General features: G+C 71.7%; 17 protein-coding genes. 13 read left to right on the plus strand and 4 right to left on the minus strand.

Features of this window, described 5'->3' with window-relative positions:
* Nucleotides 1-146 precede the first annotated feature (146 nt).
* Both xth and GGR24_RS00400 read left to right on the plus strand, forming a co-directional pair.
* Nucleotides 147-968, plus strand: coding sequence for an exodeoxyribonuclease III (xth, locus tag GGR24_RS00395; protein WP_183393325.1), 822 nt, complete (start codon nucleotides 147-149; stop codon nucleotides 966-968).
* The gene (locus GGR24_RS00400) at nucleotides 968-1,402 is read left to right on the plus strand and encodes a DUF1810 domain-containing protein (RefSeq protein WP_183393326.1); all 435 of its coding nucleotides are present in this window, start codon (nucleotides 968-970) and stop codon (nucleotides 1,400-1,402) included. The genes xth and GGR24_RS00400 overlap by 1 nt, the downstream gene beginning before the upstream one ends.
* Here GGR24_RS00400 and GGR24_RS00405 read toward each other — a convergent pair.
* Nucleotides 1,348-1,818: a response regulator gene (locus GGR24_RS00405; RefSeq protein ID WP_183394411.1), complete on the minus strand. Its 471-nt coding sequence runs from the start codon at nucleotides 1,816-1,818 to the stop codon at nucleotides 1,348-1,350. The genes GGR24_RS00400 and GGR24_RS00405 overlap by 55 nt on opposite strands.
* Nucleotides 1,819-1,970: 152 nt before the next feature.
* On the opposite strand from GGR24_RS00405, the gene GGR24_RS00410 reads away from it, so the two are divergent.
* The 3 genes from GGR24_RS00410 to GGR24_RS00420 all read left to right on the plus strand — a co-directional run bounded on the left by GGR24_RS00410 (nucleotide 1,971) and on the right by GGR24_RS00420 (nucleotide 5,233).
* Nucleotides 1,971-2,348: a hypothetical protein gene (locus GGR24_RS00410; protein ID WP_183393327.1), complete on the plus strand. Its 378-nt coding sequence runs from the start codon at nucleotides 1,971-1,973 to the stop codon at nucleotides 2,346-2,348.
* Nucleotides 2,349-2,477: 129 nt separating this feature from the next.
* Nucleotides 2,478-4,625 carry a TonB-dependent receptor family protein gene (locus tag GGR24_RS00415; protein ID WP_183393328.1) on the plus strand — a complete coding sequence of 716 codons (2,148 nt, stop codon included), beginning with the start codon at nucleotides 2,478-2,480 and terminating at the stop codon, nucleotides 4,623-4,625.
* Nucleotides 4,626-4,702: 77 nt separating this feature from the next.
* The gene (locus GGR24_RS00420; protein WP_183393329.1) at nucleotides 4,703-5,233 is read left to right on the plus strand and encodes a YcnI family copper-binding membrane protein; all 531 of its coding nucleotides are present in this window, start codon (nucleotides 4,703-4,705) and stop codon (nucleotides 5,231-5,233) included.
* A 12-nt stretch (nucleotides 5,234-5,245) separates the two neighbouring features.
* On the opposite strand, the gene GGR24_RS00425 is transcribed toward GGR24_RS00420, so the two are convergent.
* Entirely contained in the window at nucleotides 5,246-6,133 is an 888-nt protein-coding gene (locus GGR24_RS00425; RefSeq protein WP_183393330.1) for an HpcH/HpaI aldolase/citrate lyase family protein, read from the minus strand.
* Nucleotides 6,134-6,224: 91 nt separating this feature from the next.
* Entirely contained in the window at nucleotides 6,225-6,479 is a 255-nt protein-coding gene (locus tag GGR24_RS00430; protein ID WP_183393331.1) for a hypothetical protein, read from the minus strand.
* Nucleotides 6,480-6,623: 144 nt separating this feature from the next.
* Between GGR24_RS00430 and GGR24_RS00435 the strand changes: the two genes are divergently transcribed.
* From GGR24_RS00435 to GGR24_RS00465, 7 genes are all read left to right on the plus strand, one after another.
* Nucleotides 6,624-8,216: a gamma-glutamyltransferase family protein gene (locus tag GGR24_RS00435; RefSeq protein WP_183393332.1), complete on the plus strand. Its 1,593-nt coding sequence runs from the start codon at nucleotides 6,624-6,626 to the stop codon at nucleotides 8,214-8,216.
* Between the two features lie 28 nt (nucleotides 8,217-8,244).
* The gene (locus GGR24_RS00440; RefSeq protein WP_183393333.1) at nucleotides 8,245-9,384 is read left to right on the plus strand and encodes an alpha-D-ribose 1-methylphosphonate 5-triphosphate diphosphatase; all 1,140 of its coding nucleotides are present in this window, start codon (nucleotides 8,245-8,247) and stop codon (nucleotides 9,382-9,384) included.
* Nucleotides 9,381-10,079, plus strand: coding sequence for a DUF1045 domain-containing protein (locus GGR24_RS00445; RefSeq protein WP_183393334.1), 699 nt, complete (start codon nucleotides 9,381-9,383; stop codon nucleotides 10,077-10,079). The genes GGR24_RS00440 and GGR24_RS00445 overlap by 4 nt, the downstream gene beginning before the upstream one ends.
* Nucleotides 10,080-10,096: 17 nt before the next feature.
* Entirely contained in the window at nucleotides 10,097-10,441 is a 345-nt protein-coding gene (locus GGR24_RS00450; RefSeq protein ID WP_183393335.1) for an antibiotic biosynthesis monooxygenase family protein, read from the plus strand.
* Between the two features lie 133 nt (nucleotides 10,442-10,574).
* Nucleotides 10,575-11,633: a ferrochelatase gene (gene hemH, locus GGR24_RS00455; protein ID WP_183393336.1), complete on the plus strand. Its 1,059-nt coding sequence runs from the start codon at nucleotides 10,575-10,577 to the stop codon at nucleotides 11,631-11,633.
* A gap of 113 nt (nucleotides 11,634-11,746) precedes the next feature.
* Nucleotides 11,747-12,721 (plus strand): SPFH domain-containing protein, encoded by a 975-nt coding sequence (locus GGR24_RS00460; protein WP_183393337.1) that lies wholly within the window; start codon nucleotides 11,747-11,749, stop codon nucleotides 12,719-12,721.
* A gap of 3 nt (nucleotides 12,722-12,724) precedes the next feature.
* Nucleotides 12,725-13,177 carry an NfeD family protein gene (locus GGR24_RS00465; protein WP_183393338.1) on the plus strand — a complete coding sequence of 151 codons (453 nt, stop codon included), beginning with the start codon at nucleotides 12,725-12,727 and terminating at the stop codon, nucleotides 13,175-13,177.
* Between the two features lie 7 nt (nucleotides 13,178-13,184).
* Here the strand turns inward: GGR24_RS00465 and amaB are convergent, their stop codons facing one another.
* Entirely contained in the window at nucleotides 13,185-14,699 is a 1,515-nt protein-coding gene (gene amaB, locus GGR24_RS00470) for an L-piperidine-6-carboxylate dehydrogenase (RefSeq protein WP_183393339.1), read from the minus strand.
* A 62-nt stretch (nucleotides 14,700-14,761) separates the two neighbouring features.
* Between amaB and putA the strand changes: the two genes are divergently transcribed.
* Nucleotides 14,762-18,406 carry a bifunctional proline dehydrogenase/L-glutamate gamma-semialdehyde dehydrogenase PutA gene (putA, locus tag GGR24_RS00475; protein ID WP_246397884.1) on the plus strand — a complete coding sequence of 1,215 codons (3,645 nt, stop codon included), beginning with the start codon at nucleotides 14,762-14,764 and terminating at the stop codon, nucleotides 18,404-18,406.
* Nucleotide 18,407 lies beyond the last annotated feature (1 nt).

Consider the following 18,407-nt stretch of genomic DNA (forward strand, 5'->3'; position numbering starts at 1 on the left):
CAGAGCGCGGGTGTGACGGCTTTTAGCACGAGAGGGGAGCCGGCCGCAGCCAGAGCGCCAACCGGGGCGCAGCCGGCGCGGAAAGCCTGCCCAATCCGGCGCCTTGCGCGTTGTAGGCTTGTCCTAGCCGCCGGAGGCCGCCCGCCGTGAAGATCGCGACTTTCAACGTCAACGGCGTCAACGGCCGGCTTGCCGTGCTGCTGCGCTGGCTCGAGGAGGCGAGGCCGGACGTCGTCTGCCTCCAGGAGCTCAAGGCGCCGCAGGAGAAGTTTCCCGAGGAGGCGATCCGAAAGGCCGGATACGGCGCCGTCTGGCTCGGCCAGAAGAGCTGGAACGGCGTCGCCATCCTGGCGCGGGGGAGGGTGCCGGTCGAAACGCGCCGCGGGCTGCCCGGCGAGCCGGAGGACGCCCACAGCCGCTACATCGAGGCGGCGGTGAACGGGGTGCTGGTCGGCTGCCTCTATCTGCCCAACGGCAATCCCGCGCCGGGTCCCAAGTTCGACTACAAGCTGCGCTGGTTCGAGCGCCTGACGGCCCATGCGGCGGAGCTGCTCGCGAGCCGCGCGCCGGTCGCGCTGGTGGGCGACTTCAACGTCATGCCGACCGATCTCGACGTCTACAAGCCGGAGCGCTGGACCGACGACGCGCTGTTCCGCCCGGAGGTCCGCGAGGCGTTCCGCCGGCTTGTGGATCAGGGCTGGACCGACGCCGTGCGGGCGCTTCATCCCGGCGAGCGCATCTACACCTTCTGGGACTACTTCCGGAACGCCTGGGGACGCGACGCAGGGCTGCGGATCGACCATCTGCTGCTGAGCCCCGCCCTGGCCGGCCGCCTTGTTGCGGCGGGCGTCGACCGCGAGGCGCGGGGCTGGGAGCATGCGAGCGACCACGCGCCGACCTGGATCGAGCTCGCCGCGGAGGACGCCGCGCCGCCGCGGCGGGGCCGCGCGCGCAAGGGAGACGGCTGATGGCGCAGGACCCGTACGACCTCGAGCGGTTCGTCGCCGCCCAGGCGCCTGTCTTCGAGCAGGCGCTGGCCGAACTTCGCGCCGGCGCCAAGCGCAGCCACTGGATGTGGTTCGTCTTCCCGCAGCTCCGCGGGCTCGGCTCGTCCCCGATGGCGAGCTTCTACGGCCTGTCCTCGCTCGACGAGGCGCGGGCCTATCTGGCGCATCCGGTGCTGGGGCCGCGGCTGGCGCGGTGCGTCGAGACAGTGCTGGGCATCGAGGGCCGGTCGCTGGGCGAGATCTTCGGAACGCCGGACGACATGAAGTTCCGGTCGTCCATGACGCTGTTCGCCCGCGCCGCCGGCGAGGCCGACAGCGTCTTCGCCCGGGCGCTGGCGCGCTACTGCGACGGCGCGGAGGACGCGCGGACGCTGGCGCTCATCGGCGCCGGCTGACGGGGACGTCGGGGGGCCGTCCAGCACGGCGAAAGCTCGAGCCCGACCGGCGTAGTCCCGCAGGCCTCCGGCCCCTCGGCCACGAAAGCGAGCGCGGCCGCGATGTGGGCCGGCGAGTAAGGCTTGGCGATCACCCCGACCGCGCCCGCGAAGTCGTCCGGCACCAGCGAGCGGTGGCCCGTGGTCAGCACCGCCGGCACCCCCTGATCGGCGGCCGCGCGGGCGACCTCGAGCCCGGTGAGGCCGTCGGCGAGACCGAGATCGATCAGCGCGAGGTGCACCCGGGCCGAGCCCAGCAGGGCGATCGCCGAGTCCCGGTCGGCCGCGAGCCCGACCACCTGATGGCCCGCTTCGACCACCGCGGGCTTGAGGCATCCGGCCACGACCATGTCGTCCTCGACGATCAGCACCCGCATCAACACCCCCCGAATCATCCCCACCCGGTGTTACCGCCGCAGCCCCGCCGGCGCCACGCCCGAGGCCCGGGAGGGGTCTTGGAGGCTGACGTTTGGTCGCGTGCGCGGCCTGCGGGAGACATGCTATCGGTTCGCCCGGGGAGACATCGGCCTTGCATCGGGTCCGCACCTTCACACGGCTGCTCGGCGTCTGGGCCGTCGCCTATGTGCTGATCGCACAGGCGGCGCTGGGCGCGTTCGCCATGGTCGGACAGGCGCACGCCGCGCCGAGCGATCCCTTCGGCGTCCACTGCCTCAACGGAGACGCCTCCGCGGACCAGGACACCCACGGCCAGCTTCAGCGCGCCGCGTGCTGCACGATCGCCTGCCTGAGCCACGCCGCGGCGCCGCCGCCCGAGCTGATCGTCTTCACCTTCGCCTACGCGCCGCAGCCTGCCGCGCCGCGGGCGGCCTTCGCGGCCGAACGGCCGTGGCGCGAGATCGCCGAACGAAGGCCGACGCGCCCGCGCGATCCTCCGGCCGCCGTCTGACCACCACGCATCGGGGCGATCCGGGCGCGCATGCGCCTGCGCCCTGCGATCGCGTGGCCGCCGCCTAGGCCCGACGGCGAGCGCCGCCCGGGCCGACGCGACCGATCGGCCCGTCCCGGACCTTCCGAAATGCTGAGATCTGCCCTTCTCGCAGGGGTCGCGCTGTGTGGCGCAGCCCTGCCGCAATACGCCTATTCACAAGACGCCGAGAGCACGCAGCTCGAGGAGATCGTCGTGCAGGGCGCCGGCTCCGCCGACAGCCTGACCTCGCCGCCGCTCGAGGAGCGCCGACGCGAGATCGAGCGCACGCCCGGAGCCGTCGAGGTGATCGACGCCGACGGCTACAAGAAGTCGACGCCGGCGCTCACCATCAAGGACGCGCTCGATTTCACGCCGGGCGTGTTCGTGCAGCCCAAGTGGGGCGACGACACGCGGCTCTCGATCCGCGGCTCGGGCCTGTCGCGCAATTTCCATCTGCGCGGGGTCCAGCTCTACATGGACGGGATTCCGATCAACACGGCGGACGGCTACGGCGATTTCCAGGAGATCGACCCGTCCGCCTATCGGATGATCGAGGTCTACAAGGGCGCCAACGCGCTGCGCTTCGGCGCCAACTCCCTCGGCGGCGCGATCAACTTCGTCACCGCGACCGGCCGCGACGCGGACGCCAGCCTCGTTCAGGGCGCGGTGGACGTCGGCTCGTTCGGGACCTATCGGCTGCAGGCGAGCTCCGGCGGCGCATATGGCGCGGTCGACTATTTCGTCACCGGCTCACGCACGCACACCGACGGGTTCCGCGACCACAGCAACGGGCACGCGGCGCGCTTCAGCGGCAATGTCGGCTACCGGATCGGCGACAATGTCGAGACCCGCTTCTACCTGAACGCCAATGAGGTCCGGCAGAACATCCCCGGCAGCGTCACGCGCCGCGCCGCGCTGCACGACCCGAAGGCGGCCGCGCCGAACAACCTGGCGCTGGACCAGGAGCGCAACGTCGACACCCTCCGGTTCGCCAACAAGACGACGATCCGCCTCGCCGACACGACCTCGGTCGACCTCGGAGCCTTCGTGGTGGACCGGCATCTGATGCACCCGATCTACCAGTGGCTGGACTACAAATATCTGAACTACGGCGGCTTCGCCCGGGTGACGGACGAGCGCGAGATCGGCGGGCGCGCCAACCGCTTCGTGGCTGGCGTGAACGTGCTGGCAGGGACCACGGACGCCAGGCAGTACGTCAACGTCGCCGGCCGCAAGGGCGCCAAGACCTTCGACGCCGACCAGTTCTCGAACAACGTCTCGCTCTACGCCGAGAACACGTTCTACGTCGCCCCGACGGTCGGGGTGGTGACGGCGATCCAGTACCTTTACGCCAAGCGCCGGCAGAAGGACCATTTCTTCAACGACCCGCCGCTGGGCGGCAATCCCGCCACGCCCGACCCCGTCCCGGACGATTCCGGCTCGAAGACCTACTCGCTCGCGAGCCCCAAGATCGGCCTGCTGTGGGACATCGATCCGACCTGGCAGGGCTATGCGAACGTCTCGCGCAGCGTCGAGGCGCCGAGCTTCGGCGAGAACAACTTCGCCGGCCCCGCGCTCGCCAAGCCCCAGAAGGCGTGGAGCTACGAGATCGGCACGCGCGGCCGGCGCGAGAACTTCACCTGGGACGTCGCGGTCTACCGCATGAACATCCGCGACGAGTTCTTCTGCCGGGACAGCGGGACCAACTCCGGCTCCTGCACCGTGGTCAACCTCGACAAGACCGTCCACCAGGGGGTTGAGCTCGGCCTCGGCGCGGCGGTGCTGAAGGACATCTTCGTCAAGGATGCGGGCGTGGCGACCGGGCAGGGCGCCAGCGGACCGTCCGGCGACAAGCTCTGGCTGAACCTCGCCTACACGTTCAACGACTTCCGCTTCGACGACGACCCGAGCTTCGGGAACAACAAGCTACCCGGCGCGCCGCGGCACTATCTGCGGGCGGAGCTGCTCTACAAGCATCCGGGCGGCTTCTACGCCGGCCCGAACGTGGAATGGGTCCCGCAGGCCTATTACGTCGACAGCGCCAATACGCTGAAGACGAAGGCCTATGCGCTGCTTGGCGCGAAGGCCGGCTACGACGCCGGCGGGGCGTTTTCGGCCTATGTCGAGGCGCGCAACCTCGCGGACAAGAAATACATCGCGAGCGTCAGCGTCACCGACCGCGCGAACCCGCAATCCGCGCTGTTCGAGCCGGGCTCCGGCCGAGCCCTCTACGCCGGCGTCAAATACCGCTGGTGATCCGCCGCGCATCGGCCGGCGGGCGCCGCCGGCCGTCCTCCAAGACGATTTCTCCGATCCAGATGAGGCAGACGCCCATGCTGAAATCCGCCCTCGTTCTCGCCGCCGTCGCGCTCGGAAGCGCTACGGCTGCGGCTCACATCGTGGTCGATCCGGCGGAGGCGCCGGTCGGCTCCAGCGTCCGGGCGACGTTCCGCGTCACGCATGGCTGCGACGGCGCCCCCACCACGGGGCTGCGCGTGGTGATCCCGGACGGCTTCATCGGCGTGAAGCCGATGCCGAAGCCGGGCTGGTCGATCAAGACCGGGCGGGGCAAGTACCAGGGCGCCTACGCCTACTATCACGGCAAGACGCTCACTGAGGGCGTGACCGAGGTCTCCTGGTCCGGCGGCGAGCTGCCGAACGCCTTCGTCGACGAGTTCACGCTTTTCGGCTTCGCGGCCCGCGAGCTGAAGGCGGGCGACGTGCTGCGCTTCTCGGTCATCCAGGACTGCGCCGGCGGCAAGACGACGGAATGGACCGAGATCCCCAAGACCTCGGACGATCATCCGGAGCGGCCGGCGCCGAGCGTCACGCTGACCTCGGGCGCCGAGCCGCACCGCCACTGAGGCGGAGCGGGGTCAGCCGCCCTTGGCGGCGATCGCCTCGTGCCAGGCGACGGCGCGGCGCGCCATGCCGATGTGCTGGCGCTCATACATCCGGCCTTCGACCCGGATCGCGCCGCGCCTGGCGTTCTCCGGGAGGTCGAAGGCCGCGATCACCTTGCGGGCGCGCTCGACCTCCTGAGCCGAGGGCGCGAAGCAGGTGTTCGCCGGCTCGATCTGGTTCGGGTGGATGATGGTCTTGCCGTCGAAGCCGAGATCGCGCGACTGGCGGCACTCCTCGCGGCAGCCCTCGATGTCGTCGAGATCGTTGAACACGCCGTCCAGGATGGCGAGCCCTTCGGCGCGCGCCGCCGCGAGCGCGAACATGATCCAGGGCATCATCGGCGCCCGGCCCTTCACGATCTGCGCCCAGGTGTCCTTGGCGAGGTCGTTGGTGCCGAGCACGAGGCAGGAGAGCCGGCAGCCCGGCACCGTCCTGCGGGAGGCCGCGACCTCCTTGATGTTGAGGATCGACGCGGGCGTCTCGATCATCGCCCAGACCGCGATGCTCTCGGGCGCGTCGAGCGCCTCGAGCCGGTTCGCGATGCTCTCCAGCACGGCCGGGGAGTTCACCTTCGGCATCAGGATCGCGTCCGGCCGCGCCTCGATCGCGGCCTTCAGATCCTCCTCGCCCCACGGCGTCTGGGGGGCGTTGACGCGGATCACGATCTCGCGGCTTCCGTAGCCGCCAGCCTTCACTGCCGCGCACACCTGTTCGCGCGCCAGATCCTTGGCGTCCGGCGCCACGGCGTCTTCGAGGTCGAGGATCAGCGCATCCGCGGGCAGTTGCCTGGCCTTCTCGAGAGCGCGCTGGTTCGAGCCCGGCATGTAGAGCACGCTGCGGCGGAGACGGAGATCGGCCATGGGAAAGCGTCCGTTCGATTGAAGACGCCGATCACCTACCAAAGTTTTTGCGCGTGCGAAGCCCCGCTGATGGCCGGGGCTGCGTCAGGCCTCAGGCGCGCGGGCGCGCAGGGTCGTTCTTGAGGGCGGTGCGCACGAAGGTGACGACCGCCCAGACCCCGAGGCAGAGGCCGATGCCCTCGAGCGCGTAGGCGCCGTATTCGCCGAGCCCAAGGAAGCCCGCGACCGCCCAGCCGCCGGCCACGGAAGCGGCGATCGTCTGCGTCGCGATCAGGACCGTCGCGGAACCGAGGGTCACGATCCGGGCGAAGCCGCTTGAGGATTCCTGTTCGGGCGCGTCGGACACGGGCGGATGCTCCAGAGTGGGCGGCAAAGAAGCGCCGCGGCGCCCTTTTAGCATGACGGGGAGCCGCGTCGAGGCCTGCGGGTTGCCCCCTGCCGGCCGGGCCTATAGGCCTTTCGCCTTCTTCGACGGCAGGACTGATCGCTGATGGAAGCAGCCCGTTCGGATCGCGGGGTCGTGGCCGCGCCTCATGCGGCGGCCGCCGAAACGGGTCGCGCGATACTTGCGGAGGGCGGCAACGCCTATGAGGCCATGACCGCCATGGCGGCGACCATCGCGGTCGTCTATCCGCACATGAACGCGATCGGCGGCGACGGGTTCTGGCTTGTCCGCGAGCCGTCCGGCAAGGTCCGCTACATCGAAGCCTGCTGCCGCGCCGGCTCGCGGGCGACCATCGCCTTTTACCGTGACCGTGGCCGCGACGTGATCCCGCCGCGCGGCGCCATGTCGGCGCTCGCCGTGCCGGGCGCGGTCAATGGCTGGCGGCTCGCGCTGGATCTCGCCGCGGCGGCCGGCGGCCGGCTGCCGCTCGACGTGCTGACGGCGGACGCGATCCGCTTCGCCCGGGAAGGCGCGCCGGTGTCGCGCAGCCAGGGCCGCACCCTGCCAAAGGCCTGGGAGGATCTGGTCGAGGCGCCAGGTTTCCGCGAGACCTTCATGCGCGACGGCAAGCTGCTGGCCGAGGGCGAACTCCTCGTGCAGGCGAAGCTCGCCGACACGCTCGAGCATCTGACGCGCGCCGGGCTGCGGGATTTCTACGAAGGCGATGTCGCCCGCGAGATGGCGGCCGATCTCGACCGCATCGGCGCGCCGGTGTCGCGCGAGGATTTCGCCTCCCACCGCGCGCGACTGCTGCCGCCGCTCGAGATGCGGGTGCGCGGCGGGACCATCTACAACGCGCCGCCGCCGACCCAGGGCCTCGCCTCGCTGATCATCCTCGGCCTGCTCGACCGGCTTCAACTGCCGGAGGACGGCAGCGCCGGCTTCGTGCATGCGCTGGTGGAGGCGACGAAGCGCGCCTTCCGGATCCGCGATCATGTCTGCGTCGACTATGACCGGGTTCCGGCCGACCCGCAGAGCTTCCTCACACCCGAGCGGCTCGACCGCGAGGCGGCGGCCATCGACCTCGGCCGCGCGGCGCCGTTTCCTGCGCCGAAGTTCGACGAGGGCGACACGGTGTGGATGGGAGCGATCGACGCCGAGGGCAGGGCCGTCAGCTACATCCAGAGCATCTTCTGGGAGTACGGCTCCGGCTGCGTGCTGCCGGGGACCGGCGTGCTGATCCAGAACCGCGGCGCGGCCTTCTCGCTCGATCCGCAGGACAGCAATCCTCTGGCGCCGGGCCGCCAGCCGTTCCACACCCTGAATCCGCCGATCGCGGCGATGGACGACGGCCGGGTGATCTCCTACGGCACGATGGGCGGCGAGGGGCAGCCGCAGACCCAGGCCATGACCTTCGCGCGCCACGTCTGGCTGAAGCGCTCGATCGAGGACGCGCTGTCGGCGCCGCGGGTGCGGCTCGGTCGCTCCTGGGGCGAGCATGACGCCTCGCTCAAATACGAGCCGCGCTTCGACGGCGAGACCATCGACCGGCTCGCCGCCATGGGGCATGAACTCTCGGCCTTCGAGGACGGCTTCAGCGACGAGGCCGGCCACGCGGGCATGATCGTGCGCGACGCCGCAGGCCGCATCGAGGGCGCGCATGATCCGCGCTCCGATGGCGGGGCGCTCGGCGTCTAGCGGCGGGGGCGGGGAGCACGATGGCCTGATGGAGACCATCCTCACCAATGCGCGCCTTGTCCTGGAGGATGGGGTGGTCGCGGGCACGCTGGCGCACGCCGACGGGGTGATCCGGGACGTCTCCGAGGGGCTCTCGCGCGCGCCCGGCGCCGTCGATCTCGAAGGCGACCTGCTCGCCCCGGGGCTGATCGAGGTGCACACCGACAATCTCGAGAAGCATTTCGTGCCGAGGCCGGGCGTGATCTGGCCAAATCCGCTCGCCGCGGCGCTGGTCCATGACGTGCAGATGGCGGCCGCCGGCGTCACCACCGTCTGCGACGCCGTCTGCGCCGGCGGCTACGACGCCGACAACGACTACCGCCGGGCGATATTCCCGGACATGGTCGCGGCGGTGGAGCGCGGCGTCGCCGAAGGCGTCTTCCGCATCGACCATCGGCTGCATCTGCGGTGCGAGCTGAGCGATCCCAACTTCGCCGAGGACGTCGCGCCTCACGTCGCGCGGCCGCTGGTGGCGCTCGCGTCCCTGATGGACCACACCCCCGGTCAGCGGCAATGGCGCGACGTCGCCACCCTCAAGCGCTTCATGGCCGGCGAAGGGCTCAAGGGCGCCGACGCCGACGCGCTGCTCGCCAGGCGCATGGAGCGCGGCGCGGCCGCCGCAGCCACGAACTGGCCTCATGCGGTCAGGCTGTTCCTCGAGCAGGGCATCCCCCTCGCGAGCCATGACGACACCACCGCCGAGCATGTCCGCGAGGCGGCTGCGGCCGGCTGCGTGATCTCGGAGTTCCCCACCACCCTCGAGGCCGCGCGGGCGGCCCGCGCCGCGGGGCTCGCGACCGTGGGCGGCGCGCCCAACGTGGTGCGCGGCGGCTCGCATTCCGGCGGCGTCGCGGTCGAGGAGCTGGCGCGCGCCGGCCTGCTCGACGCGCTGTCGTCCGACTACGTGCCGGCGAGCCTGCTGCAGGCGGTCGAGCGTCTGACCCATGCGCCGGGGCTTCCGCTCCACGAGGCTTTCGCGCTGGTGACCTCGAGGCCCGCGGCGATGCTCGGGTTTTCGGATCGCGGGCGGCTCGCGCCGGGCCTGCGGGCGGATCTGGTCCGGCTGCGCTTCATGGACGGGACGCCGGTGCTGAGAAGCCTCACCGTCGCCGGGCGGCGCGCCCTATGAGCGCCGCCCGCTACGCGATCTATTACGCGCCGCCGCCGGAGAGCCCGCTCTGGCGCTTCGGGTCGGACGTGCTCGGCTACGACGCCGCGACCGGCGCCACCCGCCCTCCGCTCGCGCCGGAGGGGTTTTCGGCGGAGGAGTGGCTGCGACTGACCGCCCAGCCGCGCCGCTACGGATTTCACGCCACTCTGAAGGCGCCGTTCCGGCTCGCCGAAGGCGCGACCGAGGACGACCTCGTGGCCGCCGGGCGGTCTTTCGCGCGCAAGCGTCGCGCCTTCGATCTGCCCGATCTCGCCGTCACCGCGCTCGAGACCTTCGCGGCGCTGACCACGCGGGAGCCCTCCGAGCCGCTCTCCGCCCTCTCGGCCGCCTGCGTCGAGGCGTTCGAGCCGTTCCGCGCGCCGCACAGCCCGGAAGAGCTCGCTCGCCGTCGCTCGGCGGCGCTGACGGAGGCGCAGCAGGCGAATCTCGAACGTTGGGGCTATCCTTACGTGTTCGACGAGTTCCGCTTCCACATGACGCTGACCGGCAGCCTGCCCGAGCCGCTCGTGCCGCGCGCCGTCGACGGGCTCGCGCGGCTCTACGCCGAGCATGTCGGCGCCGCCGCCTCGACCGTGAACGCCGTGACGCTCTACGTGGAGGAATCGCCCGAGGAGGGCTTCCGGATCGTCGACCGCTTCGTGTTCGGGAGCTGACGGCAGGGAGGGCCGGCATGATCGCAGTGATCTTCGAGGTGACGCCGCGGGAGGGCCGCGCCGCCGACTACTTCGCCATCGCGGCCGCGCTGAAGGCGGAGGTCGAGCAGGTCGACGGCTTCATCTCCGTCGAGCGCTTCGAGAGCGTCACGCAGCCCGGCAAGTTCGTGTCGCTGTCCTTCTGGCGGGACGAGGAGTCGCTCACGAGATGGCGGGCGCACGCCCGGCACCAGAACGCGCAGAAGGCCGGCCGCGGCGAGGTGTTCGCCGACTACCGGCTGCGCGTCGCCTCGGTGGTGCGCGACTACGGCATGGACCAGCGCGCCGAGGCGCCGGCGGACGCGATCGCCCTGCACGGCTGAGGCGGCCCGGGAGCCGCCCCGACTCTGCGGTCCGGTCGAGGGTTCCGGCGCGTGCGGCCGGACATCGCCGCACGCCGCGATGACAGGCGCGTTCGCGGGCCCTATCTAGGCCTTGCGAAACAGAGAAATTCCAATGAACGCGCCTTTCCCTCCGGCCGGCGACCGCGCCGTCCGCCTCCCGATCGATCATCCTCCCGTGAAGGTCGGCCGCATCGGCGTGCTGCTGGTCAATCTCGGCACGCCCGACGGCACGGACTACTGGTCGATGCGGCGCTACCTGAAGGAGTTCCTCTCCGACCGGCGCGTCATCGAGACCAGCCGCCTGATCTGGTGGCCGCTGCTCAACGGGATCATCCTGACCACGCGGCCGGGCCGGAAGGGCAGGGACTACGCCTCGATCTGGAACCGGGAGCGCGACGAGAGCCCGCTCCGGACCATCACGCGCTCGCAGGCCGAGAAGCTCGCCGCGAGCCTCGCGTCGGCGGCCCCGAACCTCGTGGTCGACTGGGCGATGCGCTACGGCAATCCGTCGATCGCCTCGCGCATCGAGGCGCTTCAGAAGGAGGGCTGCGACCGCATCCTGCTCGTGCCGCTCTACCCGCAATACGCCGCCGCCACCTCGGCGACGGTCTGCGACAAGGCGTTCGACGCCCTGAAGGCCATGCGCTGGCAGCCGGTGCTGCGCGTCGCGCCGCCCTGGGCGGACGACCCGGTCTATATCGAGGCCGTCACGACGTCGCTGAAGAAGGAGCTGGCGAAGCTGTCCTTCGAGCCCGAGGTCATCCTGGCCTCGTTCCACGGCGTGCCGCAGTCCTACCTGCTCAAGGGCGACCCCTATCACTGCCAGTGCCAGAAGACCACGCGGCTGATGCGCGAGGCGCTCGGCCTCGACGACAGCCGCTTCCGGATCACCTTCCAGTCGCGCTTCGGTCCGGAGGAGTGGCTGCAGCCCTACACGGACAAGACCGTCGAGGGGCTGGCGAAGCAGGGCGTCAAGAACCTGGCGGTGGTGATGCCGGGCTTCACCGCCGACTGCCTTGAGACGCTGGAGGAGATCGCCGGCGAGAACGCCGAGATCTTCAAGCACAATGGCGGCGAGAACTTCGCCGCGATCCCGTGCCTCAACGATTCCGAGGAGGGCATGCGGGTGATCGAGCACGTCGTCCGGCGCGAGTTGATGGGCTGGATCTGAGCCCGGCGCCGCCGCGACGGCGCCGAGGACCGACACGAGGACGTCGTCCGCCGTCCGGCTTGCCTTCGCGCCCCCCGTGGCGCCTCATGCGGGCGTTCTCTGGGGAGTAGCCAATGCCTCTGTCGGGCTTCGACATCGCCGCCATCGTCGTCGCGGCGCTCGTGATCTTCGTCATCTTCGCCGGGGTGAAGACGGTCCCGCAGGGCTACAACTACACGGTCGAGCGCTTCCAGAAGTATACGAGGACGCTGCGCCCCGGGCTGACCCTCATCATCCCGTTCATCGACCGGATCGGCCGGCGGATGAACATGATGGAGCAGGTGCTCGACATCCCGAGCCAGGAGGTCATCACCCGCGACAACGCCTCCGTGCAGGTCGACGGCGTCGCCTTCTACCAGGTGGTCGACGCGGCGCAGGCGTCCTACGAGGTCACCAATCTCGAGCGCGCCATCATGGCGCTGACGATGACCAACATCCGCTCGGTGCTGGGCTCGATGGACCTCGACCACGTGCTGTCCCAGCGCGACGAGATCAACACGCGGCTGCTGCACGTGGTCGACGCCGCCGCCTCGCCCTGGGGCGTGAAGGTCACCCGCATCGAGATCAAGGACATCACCCCGCCGGCCGACCTCGTCGCCTCGATGGGCCGGCAGATGAAGGCGGAGCGCGAGAAGCGCGCCTCGATCCTGGTGGCCGAAGGCGCCAAGCAGGCGCAGATCCTCGAGGCCGAGGGGCGGAAGGAGGCGGCCTTCCGCGACGCCGAGGCGCGGGAGCGCTCGGCCGAGGCGGAGGCCAAGGCCACCACGCTGGTGAGCGAGGCGGTCGCGCGCGGCGACACGGCTGCGCTCAACTACTTCGTGGCCCAGAAATATGTCGAGGCGCTCAAGAGCATGGCCACCTCGCCCAACCAGAAGACCTTCGTGCTGCCCTATGAGGCGACCGCGCTGCTCGGCTCGCTCGGCGGCATCGCGGAGATCGCGCGCGACGCGCTCGGCCGTCCGGCGCCCGGCGCGCCCGAGCGGCCCGCGCGGCCGCGCAGCGGCGTGCCGGCGAGCGGGTCGGTCCCGCCCGGGCCGGAGAGCGCCTGAGGCATGCTGGCGAGCCTCGTCGTCGCGCTCGGGGCCTGGCGCTGGTTCGTGTTCGGCCTGCTGCTGCTGACGGCGGAGCTGATCATCCCCGGCAGCGTCCTGCTTTGGCTCGGCATCGCGGCCATCCTGGTCGGCTTTCTGGCCTTCCTGTTCGATCCCGGCTGGCAGATCGAACTGGTCGCCTTCGCGGTGCTCGGGCTCGTCGCCGCGATCGCCTGGTGGCGCATCGGCCGGCCGGCGGACGAGACGAGCGACGACCGACCCATGCTGAACCGCCGCGCCGAGCGCCACATCGGCAAGGTCTTCACGCTCGAGGCGCCCATCGTGGGCGGCGAGGGGCGGGTGAGGATCGACGACACCTCGTGGCGGATCTCCGGACCCGACCTGCCGTCCGGCGCCCGCGTGAAGGTGGCCGCCGTCGACGGCGCCACCCTGCTGGTGCTTCCGGAGGTCTAGGGGCGCCTCAGAGGTCGAACCGCACGCCCTGTGCGAGCGGCAGGGCGCGGCCGAAATTGATCGTGTTGGTGGCCCGCCGCATGTAGGCCTTCCACGCGTCGGAGCCGGACTCGCGGCCGCCGCCGGTCTCCTTCTCGCCGCCGAACGCGCCGCCGATCTCCGCGCCCGACGGGCCGATGTTGACATTGGCGATGCCGCAGTCGGAGCCGCGGGCGGAGAGGAACAGCTCCGCCTCGCGCAGATCGCTGGTGAAGATCGACGACGACAGACCCTGGCCGACCGCGTTGTGCAGCCGGATCGCCTCGCCGAGCTCTGAGAAGCGCATCACGTAGAGGATCGGCGCGAAGGTCTCCTGCAGCACCGGTCCGGCCTGCTCCGGGAGCTCGACCAGCGCCGGGCGGACATAGAACGCGTCGGGGCTTTCGCTCTCCTCGCGCGGGCCCCCGGTGACGGCGCCGCCGAGCGCCTCGGCCTCGCGCAGCGCCGCCTGCATCGCCTCGAACGCGGCGGCGTCGATCAGCGGTCCGACCAGCGTGCGCTCGTCCAGCGGGCTTCCGACCGCGACGCTGGCGTAGGCGGCCTTCAGGCGCGGGAGAAGAACGTCATAGGCCGCGTCATGCACGAACAGCCGCCGCAGCGTGGTGCAGCGCTGCCCGGCCGTGCCCATCGCGGCGAACGCCACGGCCCGCACCGTGAGGTCGACATCCGCGGACGGGCAGACGATCGCGCCGTTGTTGCCGCCGAGCTCCAGGATCGCGCGCGCGAAGCGGGCCGCGAGACGCGGCGCGACGGCGCGGCCCATCCGCGTCGAGCCGGTGGCGGACACGAGCGGGACGCCCGGATGATCGACCAGGGCCGCCCCGATCTCGCCGCCGCCGATCAGCACGCTCGACAGGTTCTCGGGCGCATGCCCGAAGCGGGCGGCGGCGCGCTGGAAGAGCGCCTGGCAGGCGAGGGCGGTGAGCGGCGTCTTCTCCGACGGCTTCCAGATCACGGGATCCCCGCAGACGAGCGCGAGCGCCGCGTTCCAGGCCCACACGGCCACGGGGAAGTTGAACGCCGAGATGATCCCGACCGGCCCGAGCGGATGCCAGCTCTCCATCATGCGGTGATCGGGCCGCTCGCTGGCGATCGTCAGCCCGTGCAGCTGGCGCGACAGGCCGACCGCGAAGTCGCAGATGTCGATCATCTCCTGGACCTCTCCGAGGCCCTCGGAAAGGATCTTGCCGCACTCGATCGTGACGAGCCGGCCGAGGGCGGCCTTGTGGGACCGCAGCTCCTCGCCGAACAGCCGCACCAGCTGGCCGCGGATCGGCGCCGGCGTGTCACGCCACGCCGGGAAGGCGGCCTGCGCGGCCGCGATCTTCGCCGCGGCGCCGGCCGGGTCGTCCTCCGCGACCCAGCCGATCGGGCGGCCGTCGATCGGGGAGCGGACCTCGAGCGCGCCGTCGGTCGGCGGCGCGGCGCCCAGATCGGCGAGCAGAGTTGCGGTCTCGGCGGCGAGCGAGGTGCGGAGCGTCATCGCTCTCCCATATCAGGAGAGACGGGCCGCGCAGAAGCGAGGCGCCCGCAATGGGAGCGCGCATGCACAAGGCGGCCTCGCCCGACACGCCCTTCGCCCGCTTCGCCGAGCTGCCGCGACGGGAGCCCTCCCGCGCGGCCGTCACTGCGGCGAACCTCCGGCCGGAGCCCGACTGCCTGCCGCCGCTGATCGCGGCGGCGCGGCTCGCGCCGGAGCAGGTCGCCGCCGCGCAGGCGACCGCCGGCCGGCTGGTGGAGGCCCTGCGCGCCAAGCGCGCCTTCGAGGGCATGGAGGGCCTGATCCACGAATATTCGCTGTCGAGCCGCGAGGGCGTCGCGCTGATGTGCCTCGCCGAGGCGCTGCTGCGCATCCCGGACCCCGCCACCCGCGACGCGCTGATCCGCGAGAAGATCGGCCATGGCGACTGGCGCGCCCATCTCGGCCACAGCCCGTCGCTGTTCGTGAACGCCGCCACCTGGGGCCTCCTGGTCACCGGCCGGCTGGCCGCGCCCGCGGACGGCGCGAACCTGTGGGGGGCGCTGAAGCGGCTCGTGGCGCGCGGCGGCGAGCCCGTCGTTCGCGCGGCGGTCGACCTTGCGATGCGGCTGCTCGGCGAGCAGTTCGTCACCGGGCGCACCATCGAGGAGGCGCTGGCGCGCGCCCGGAAGCGCGAACAGGCCGGCTTCCGCCACTCCTTCGACATGCTGGGCGAGGCCGCGCTGACCGCCGCCGACGCCGAAAACTATCTTGCGGCCTATCGCGAGGCGGTCGTCGCCATCGGTCAGGAGGCCGCCGGCCGCGGCTGGCGGGAGGGGCCGGGCATCTCGATCAAGCTCTCGGCGCTGCATCCCCGCTACCAGCGCGCGCAGCGCGGCCGGGTGATGGCTGAGCTGGTCCCGCGGCTGACGGCGCTCGCCCAACTCGCGCGCGGCTTCGACATCGGCCTCAACATCGACGCCGAGGAGGCCGACCGGCTGGAGCTGTCGCTCGACGTGTTCGAGGCGCTCTGCCTCTCGCCCGAGCTCGCCGGATGGGACGGCGCCGGCTTCGTGGTGCAGGCCTACATGAAGCGCGCGCCGTTCGTGATCGACTGGCTCGCGGATCTCGCCCGCCGGTCGGACCGCCGGATCATGACCCGGCTCGTCAAGGGCGCCTATTGGGACAGCGAGATCAAGCGCGCGCAGACGCTGGGGCTCGCGGACTTCCCGGTCTTCACCCGCAAGATCCACACCGACGTCAGCTTTCTGGCCTGCGCCCGCAGGATGCTGGAGGCGGGCGATGCGCTCTATCCGCAGTTCGCCACCCACAACGCGATGACGCTCGCCTCGGTGATCGAGATGGCGGGCCGGGACCGGCCGGCGTCCGATTACGAATTTCAGTGCCTGCACGGCATGGGCGAGCCGCTCTACGAGGAGGTGGTCGGCGCCGCGAAACTCGGGAGGCCGTGCCGCATCTACGCGCCGGTCGGGGATCACGAGACGCTGCTCGCCTATCTGGTGCGGCGGCTGCTGGAGAACGGGGCCAACTCCTCCTTCGTCAACCGCATCGCGGACGACACGGTGTCGACGGCGGAGCTGCTCGCCGATCCGGTCGCGGCCGCCTGCGCGGTCTCGCCCGTCGGCGCGCCTCACGAGGAGATCGCAGCGCCCGCCCGGCTGTTTGGGCCCGAGCGCGCCAATTCGGCCGGGCTCGACCTTGCGGACGAGAGCGTTCTCGCCGGCCTCGCCGGGGCCCTCGGGTCGAGCGCGCGATCGGAGTGGTCCGCCGCCCCGGGGGCCGGGGAGGGGACGCGCCGGCCGGTGCGCAATCCGGCCCGGCCCGCCGACGTCGTCGGCCATGTGACGGAGGCCTCGCCCGCGGCGGTCGTCGAGATGCTCGACCGGGCGGAGCGGGCCGCGGCGCGCTGGCCCGAGAGCCCGCCGATGATCCGGGCGGCCATCCTGGAGCGCGCCGCCGCGCTGATGGAGGCGCGGAGCGGCGAGCTGATCGGCCTCATCGTCCGCGAGGCGGGCCGCACAGCGCCGAACGCCCTCGCCGAGCTGCGCGAGGCGGTCGATTTCCTGCGCTACTATGCGGCCGGCGTCAGGGGCTGGTCCGAGGCCGCGCACCGGTCGCTCGGGCCGATCGTGTGCATCAGCCCGTGGAACTTCCCGCTGTCGATCTTCACCGGCCAGGTCTCGGCGGCGCTCGCGGCCGGCAACGTCGTGCTGGCGAAGCCCGCGGAGGAGACGCCGCTGACCGCCGCAGCTGCGGTCGCGCTGCTGCACGAGGCCGGGATCCCGAAGGACGCGCTGCAGCTCGTTCCGGGCGACGGCGAGGTCGGGGCGGCCCTCGTGGACGATCCGTCCGTGCAGGGCGTGCTGTTCACCGGCTCGACCGAGGTCGCGCGGCTCATCCAGAGGCGGCTCGCGCGGCGGCTCGGGCCGAACGGCGCCCCGACGCCGCTGATCGCCGAGACGGGCGGCCAGAACGCGCTGATCGCGGACTCCTCCGCCCTGCCCGAGCAGGTCGTGGCGGACGCGCTCGCCTCCGCGTTCGACTCCGCCGGCCAGCGCTGCTCGGCGCTGCGCCTGCTCTGCCTGCAGGAGGACGTCGCGGACCGGCTCCTCGACATGCTCAAGGGCGGGATGGCGGAGCTCACGGTCGGGGATCCGGCGAGCCTCGCCACCGATGTCGGCCCGGTGATCTCCGACGAGGCTCGCAGGACGGTCGAGGAGCATGTCGAGGCGATGCGCCAGAAGGGCTTTCCGGTCACGCGCGCGGCGCCGCGCGGCCCGGCGGCCGGAAGCTTCGTCGAGCCCACGCTGATCGAGATCCCGCGCGTCGCGGAGCTGAGCCGCGAGGTGTTCGGGCCGGTGCTGCATGTCGTGCGCTACGCGCGCGACCGGCTGGACGAGCTGATCGGGGAGATCAACGCGACCGGCTATGCGCTGACCTTCGGACTGCACACCCGCATCGACGAGACCGTCACGCGGGCGCTGGCGCGCATCTCCGCCGGCAACCTCTACGTCAACCGCAACATCATCGGCGCCGTGGTGGGCTCGCAGCCCTTCGGCGGACATGGTCTGTCCGGAACCGGGCCCAAGGCCGGGGGGCCGCTCTATCTGCGGAGGCTTCTGGCCTGGAAGGGGCCGGACCGCGACCTCGTGGAGGCGACGGCCGCGGATCCGTGGGCGCAGTGGCTGTCGGCCGCTGGCTACGAGGCGGCCGCCGCGCGCTGCCGGCGGCTCGCCGCCCGTTCGCCGCTGGGCGTCAGCCTGAAGCTGCCGGGGCCGGCCGGCGAACAGAACACGTATGAGTTGCGTCCTGGCGGCGCCGTGCTCTGCCGCGCGCGGGCGGCGGACGCGCTGTTCGTGCAGATCGGGGCCGCACTGGCGACCGGCAATGTCGCGCTGGTCGACGCTCCCCCGCAGGTCGAGGGTCTGCTCGACGACCTCCCGGAGACGCTGCGGCCCGTGATCCGTCTCGCGCGGCTGGAGCAGTCCAGCCCGCTCGCCGCAGCCCTTGTGGAGGATCAGCCCGAGGAGACGCTCGCGCTGCTGCGCGAGATGGCGGCCCGGCCGGGCCCGGTCGTCCCGGTCCATGTTGTCCCCGCGCCTTACGGCGACGAGGCGATCGGCCTCGAATGGCTCGTGCGCGAGCGCAGCGTCAGCGTCAATCTCGCGGCGGTGGGCGGCGACGCCGGCCTGATGTCGCTCGACGTCTGAG

The sequence above is a fragment of the Hansschlegelia beijingensis genome, assembly GCF_014196425.1.
Classification (GTDB): Bacteria; Pseudomonadota; Alphaproteobacteria; order Rhizobiales; family Methylopilaceae; genus Methylopila; species Methylopila beijingensis.

Coding starts and splice junctions, on each gene's coding strand:
- GGR24_RS00400 (WP_183393326.1), top strand. CDS start 968: ATGGCGCAGGACCCGTACGACCTCGAGCGGTTCGTCGCCGCCCAGGCG.
- GGR24_RS00435 (WP_183393332.1), top strand. CDS start 6,624: ATGGAAGCAGCCCGTTCGGATCGCGGGGTCGTGGCCGCGCCTCATGCG.
- GGR24_RS00465 (WP_183393338.1), top strand. CDS start 12,725: ATGCTGGCGAGCCTCGTCGTCGCGCTCGGGGCCTGGCGCTGGTTCGTG.
- amaB (WP_183393339.1), bottom strand. CDS start 14,699: ATGACGCTCCGCACCTCGCTCGCCGCCGAGACCGCAACTCTGCTCGCC.
- GGR24_RS00415 (WP_183393328.1), top strand. CDS start 2,478: ATGCTGAGATCTGCCCTTCTCGCAGGGGTCGCGCTGTGTGGCGCAGCC.
- GGR24_RS00405 (WP_183394411.1), bottom strand. CDS start 1,818: ATGCGGGTGCTGATCGTCGAGGACGACATGGTCGTGGCCGGATGCCTC.
- GGR24_RS00460 (WP_183393337.1), top strand. CDS start 11,747: ATGCCTCTGTCGGGCTTCGACATCGCCGCCATCGTCGTCGCGGCGCTC.
- GGR24_RS00450 (WP_183393335.1), top strand. CDS start 10,097: ATGATCGCAGTGATCTTCGAGGTGACGCCGCGGGAGGGCCGCGCCGCC.
- GGR24_RS00425 (WP_183393330.1), bottom strand. CDS start 6,133: ATGGCCGATCTCCGTCTCCGCCGCAGCGTGCTCTACATGCCGGGCTCG.
- GGR24_RS00440 (WP_183393333.1), top strand. CDS start 8,245: ATGGAGACCATCCTCACCAATGCGCGCCTTGTCCTGGAGGATGGGGTG.
- GGR24_RS00420 (WP_183393329.1), top strand. CDS start 4,703: ATGCTGAAATCCGCCCTCGTTCTCGCCGCCGTCGCGCTCGGAAGCGCT.
- hemH (WP_183393336.1), top strand. CDS start 10,575: ATGAACGCGCCTTTCCCTCCGGCCGGCGACCGCGCCGTCCGCCTCCCG.
- putA (WP_246397884.1), top strand. CDS start 14,762: ATGCACAAGGCGGCCTCGCCCGACACGCCCTTCGCCCGCTTCGCCGAG.
- GGR24_RS00445 (WP_183393334.1), top strand. CDS start 9,381: ATGAGCGCCGCCCGCTACGCGATCTATTACGCGCCGCCGCCGGAGAGC.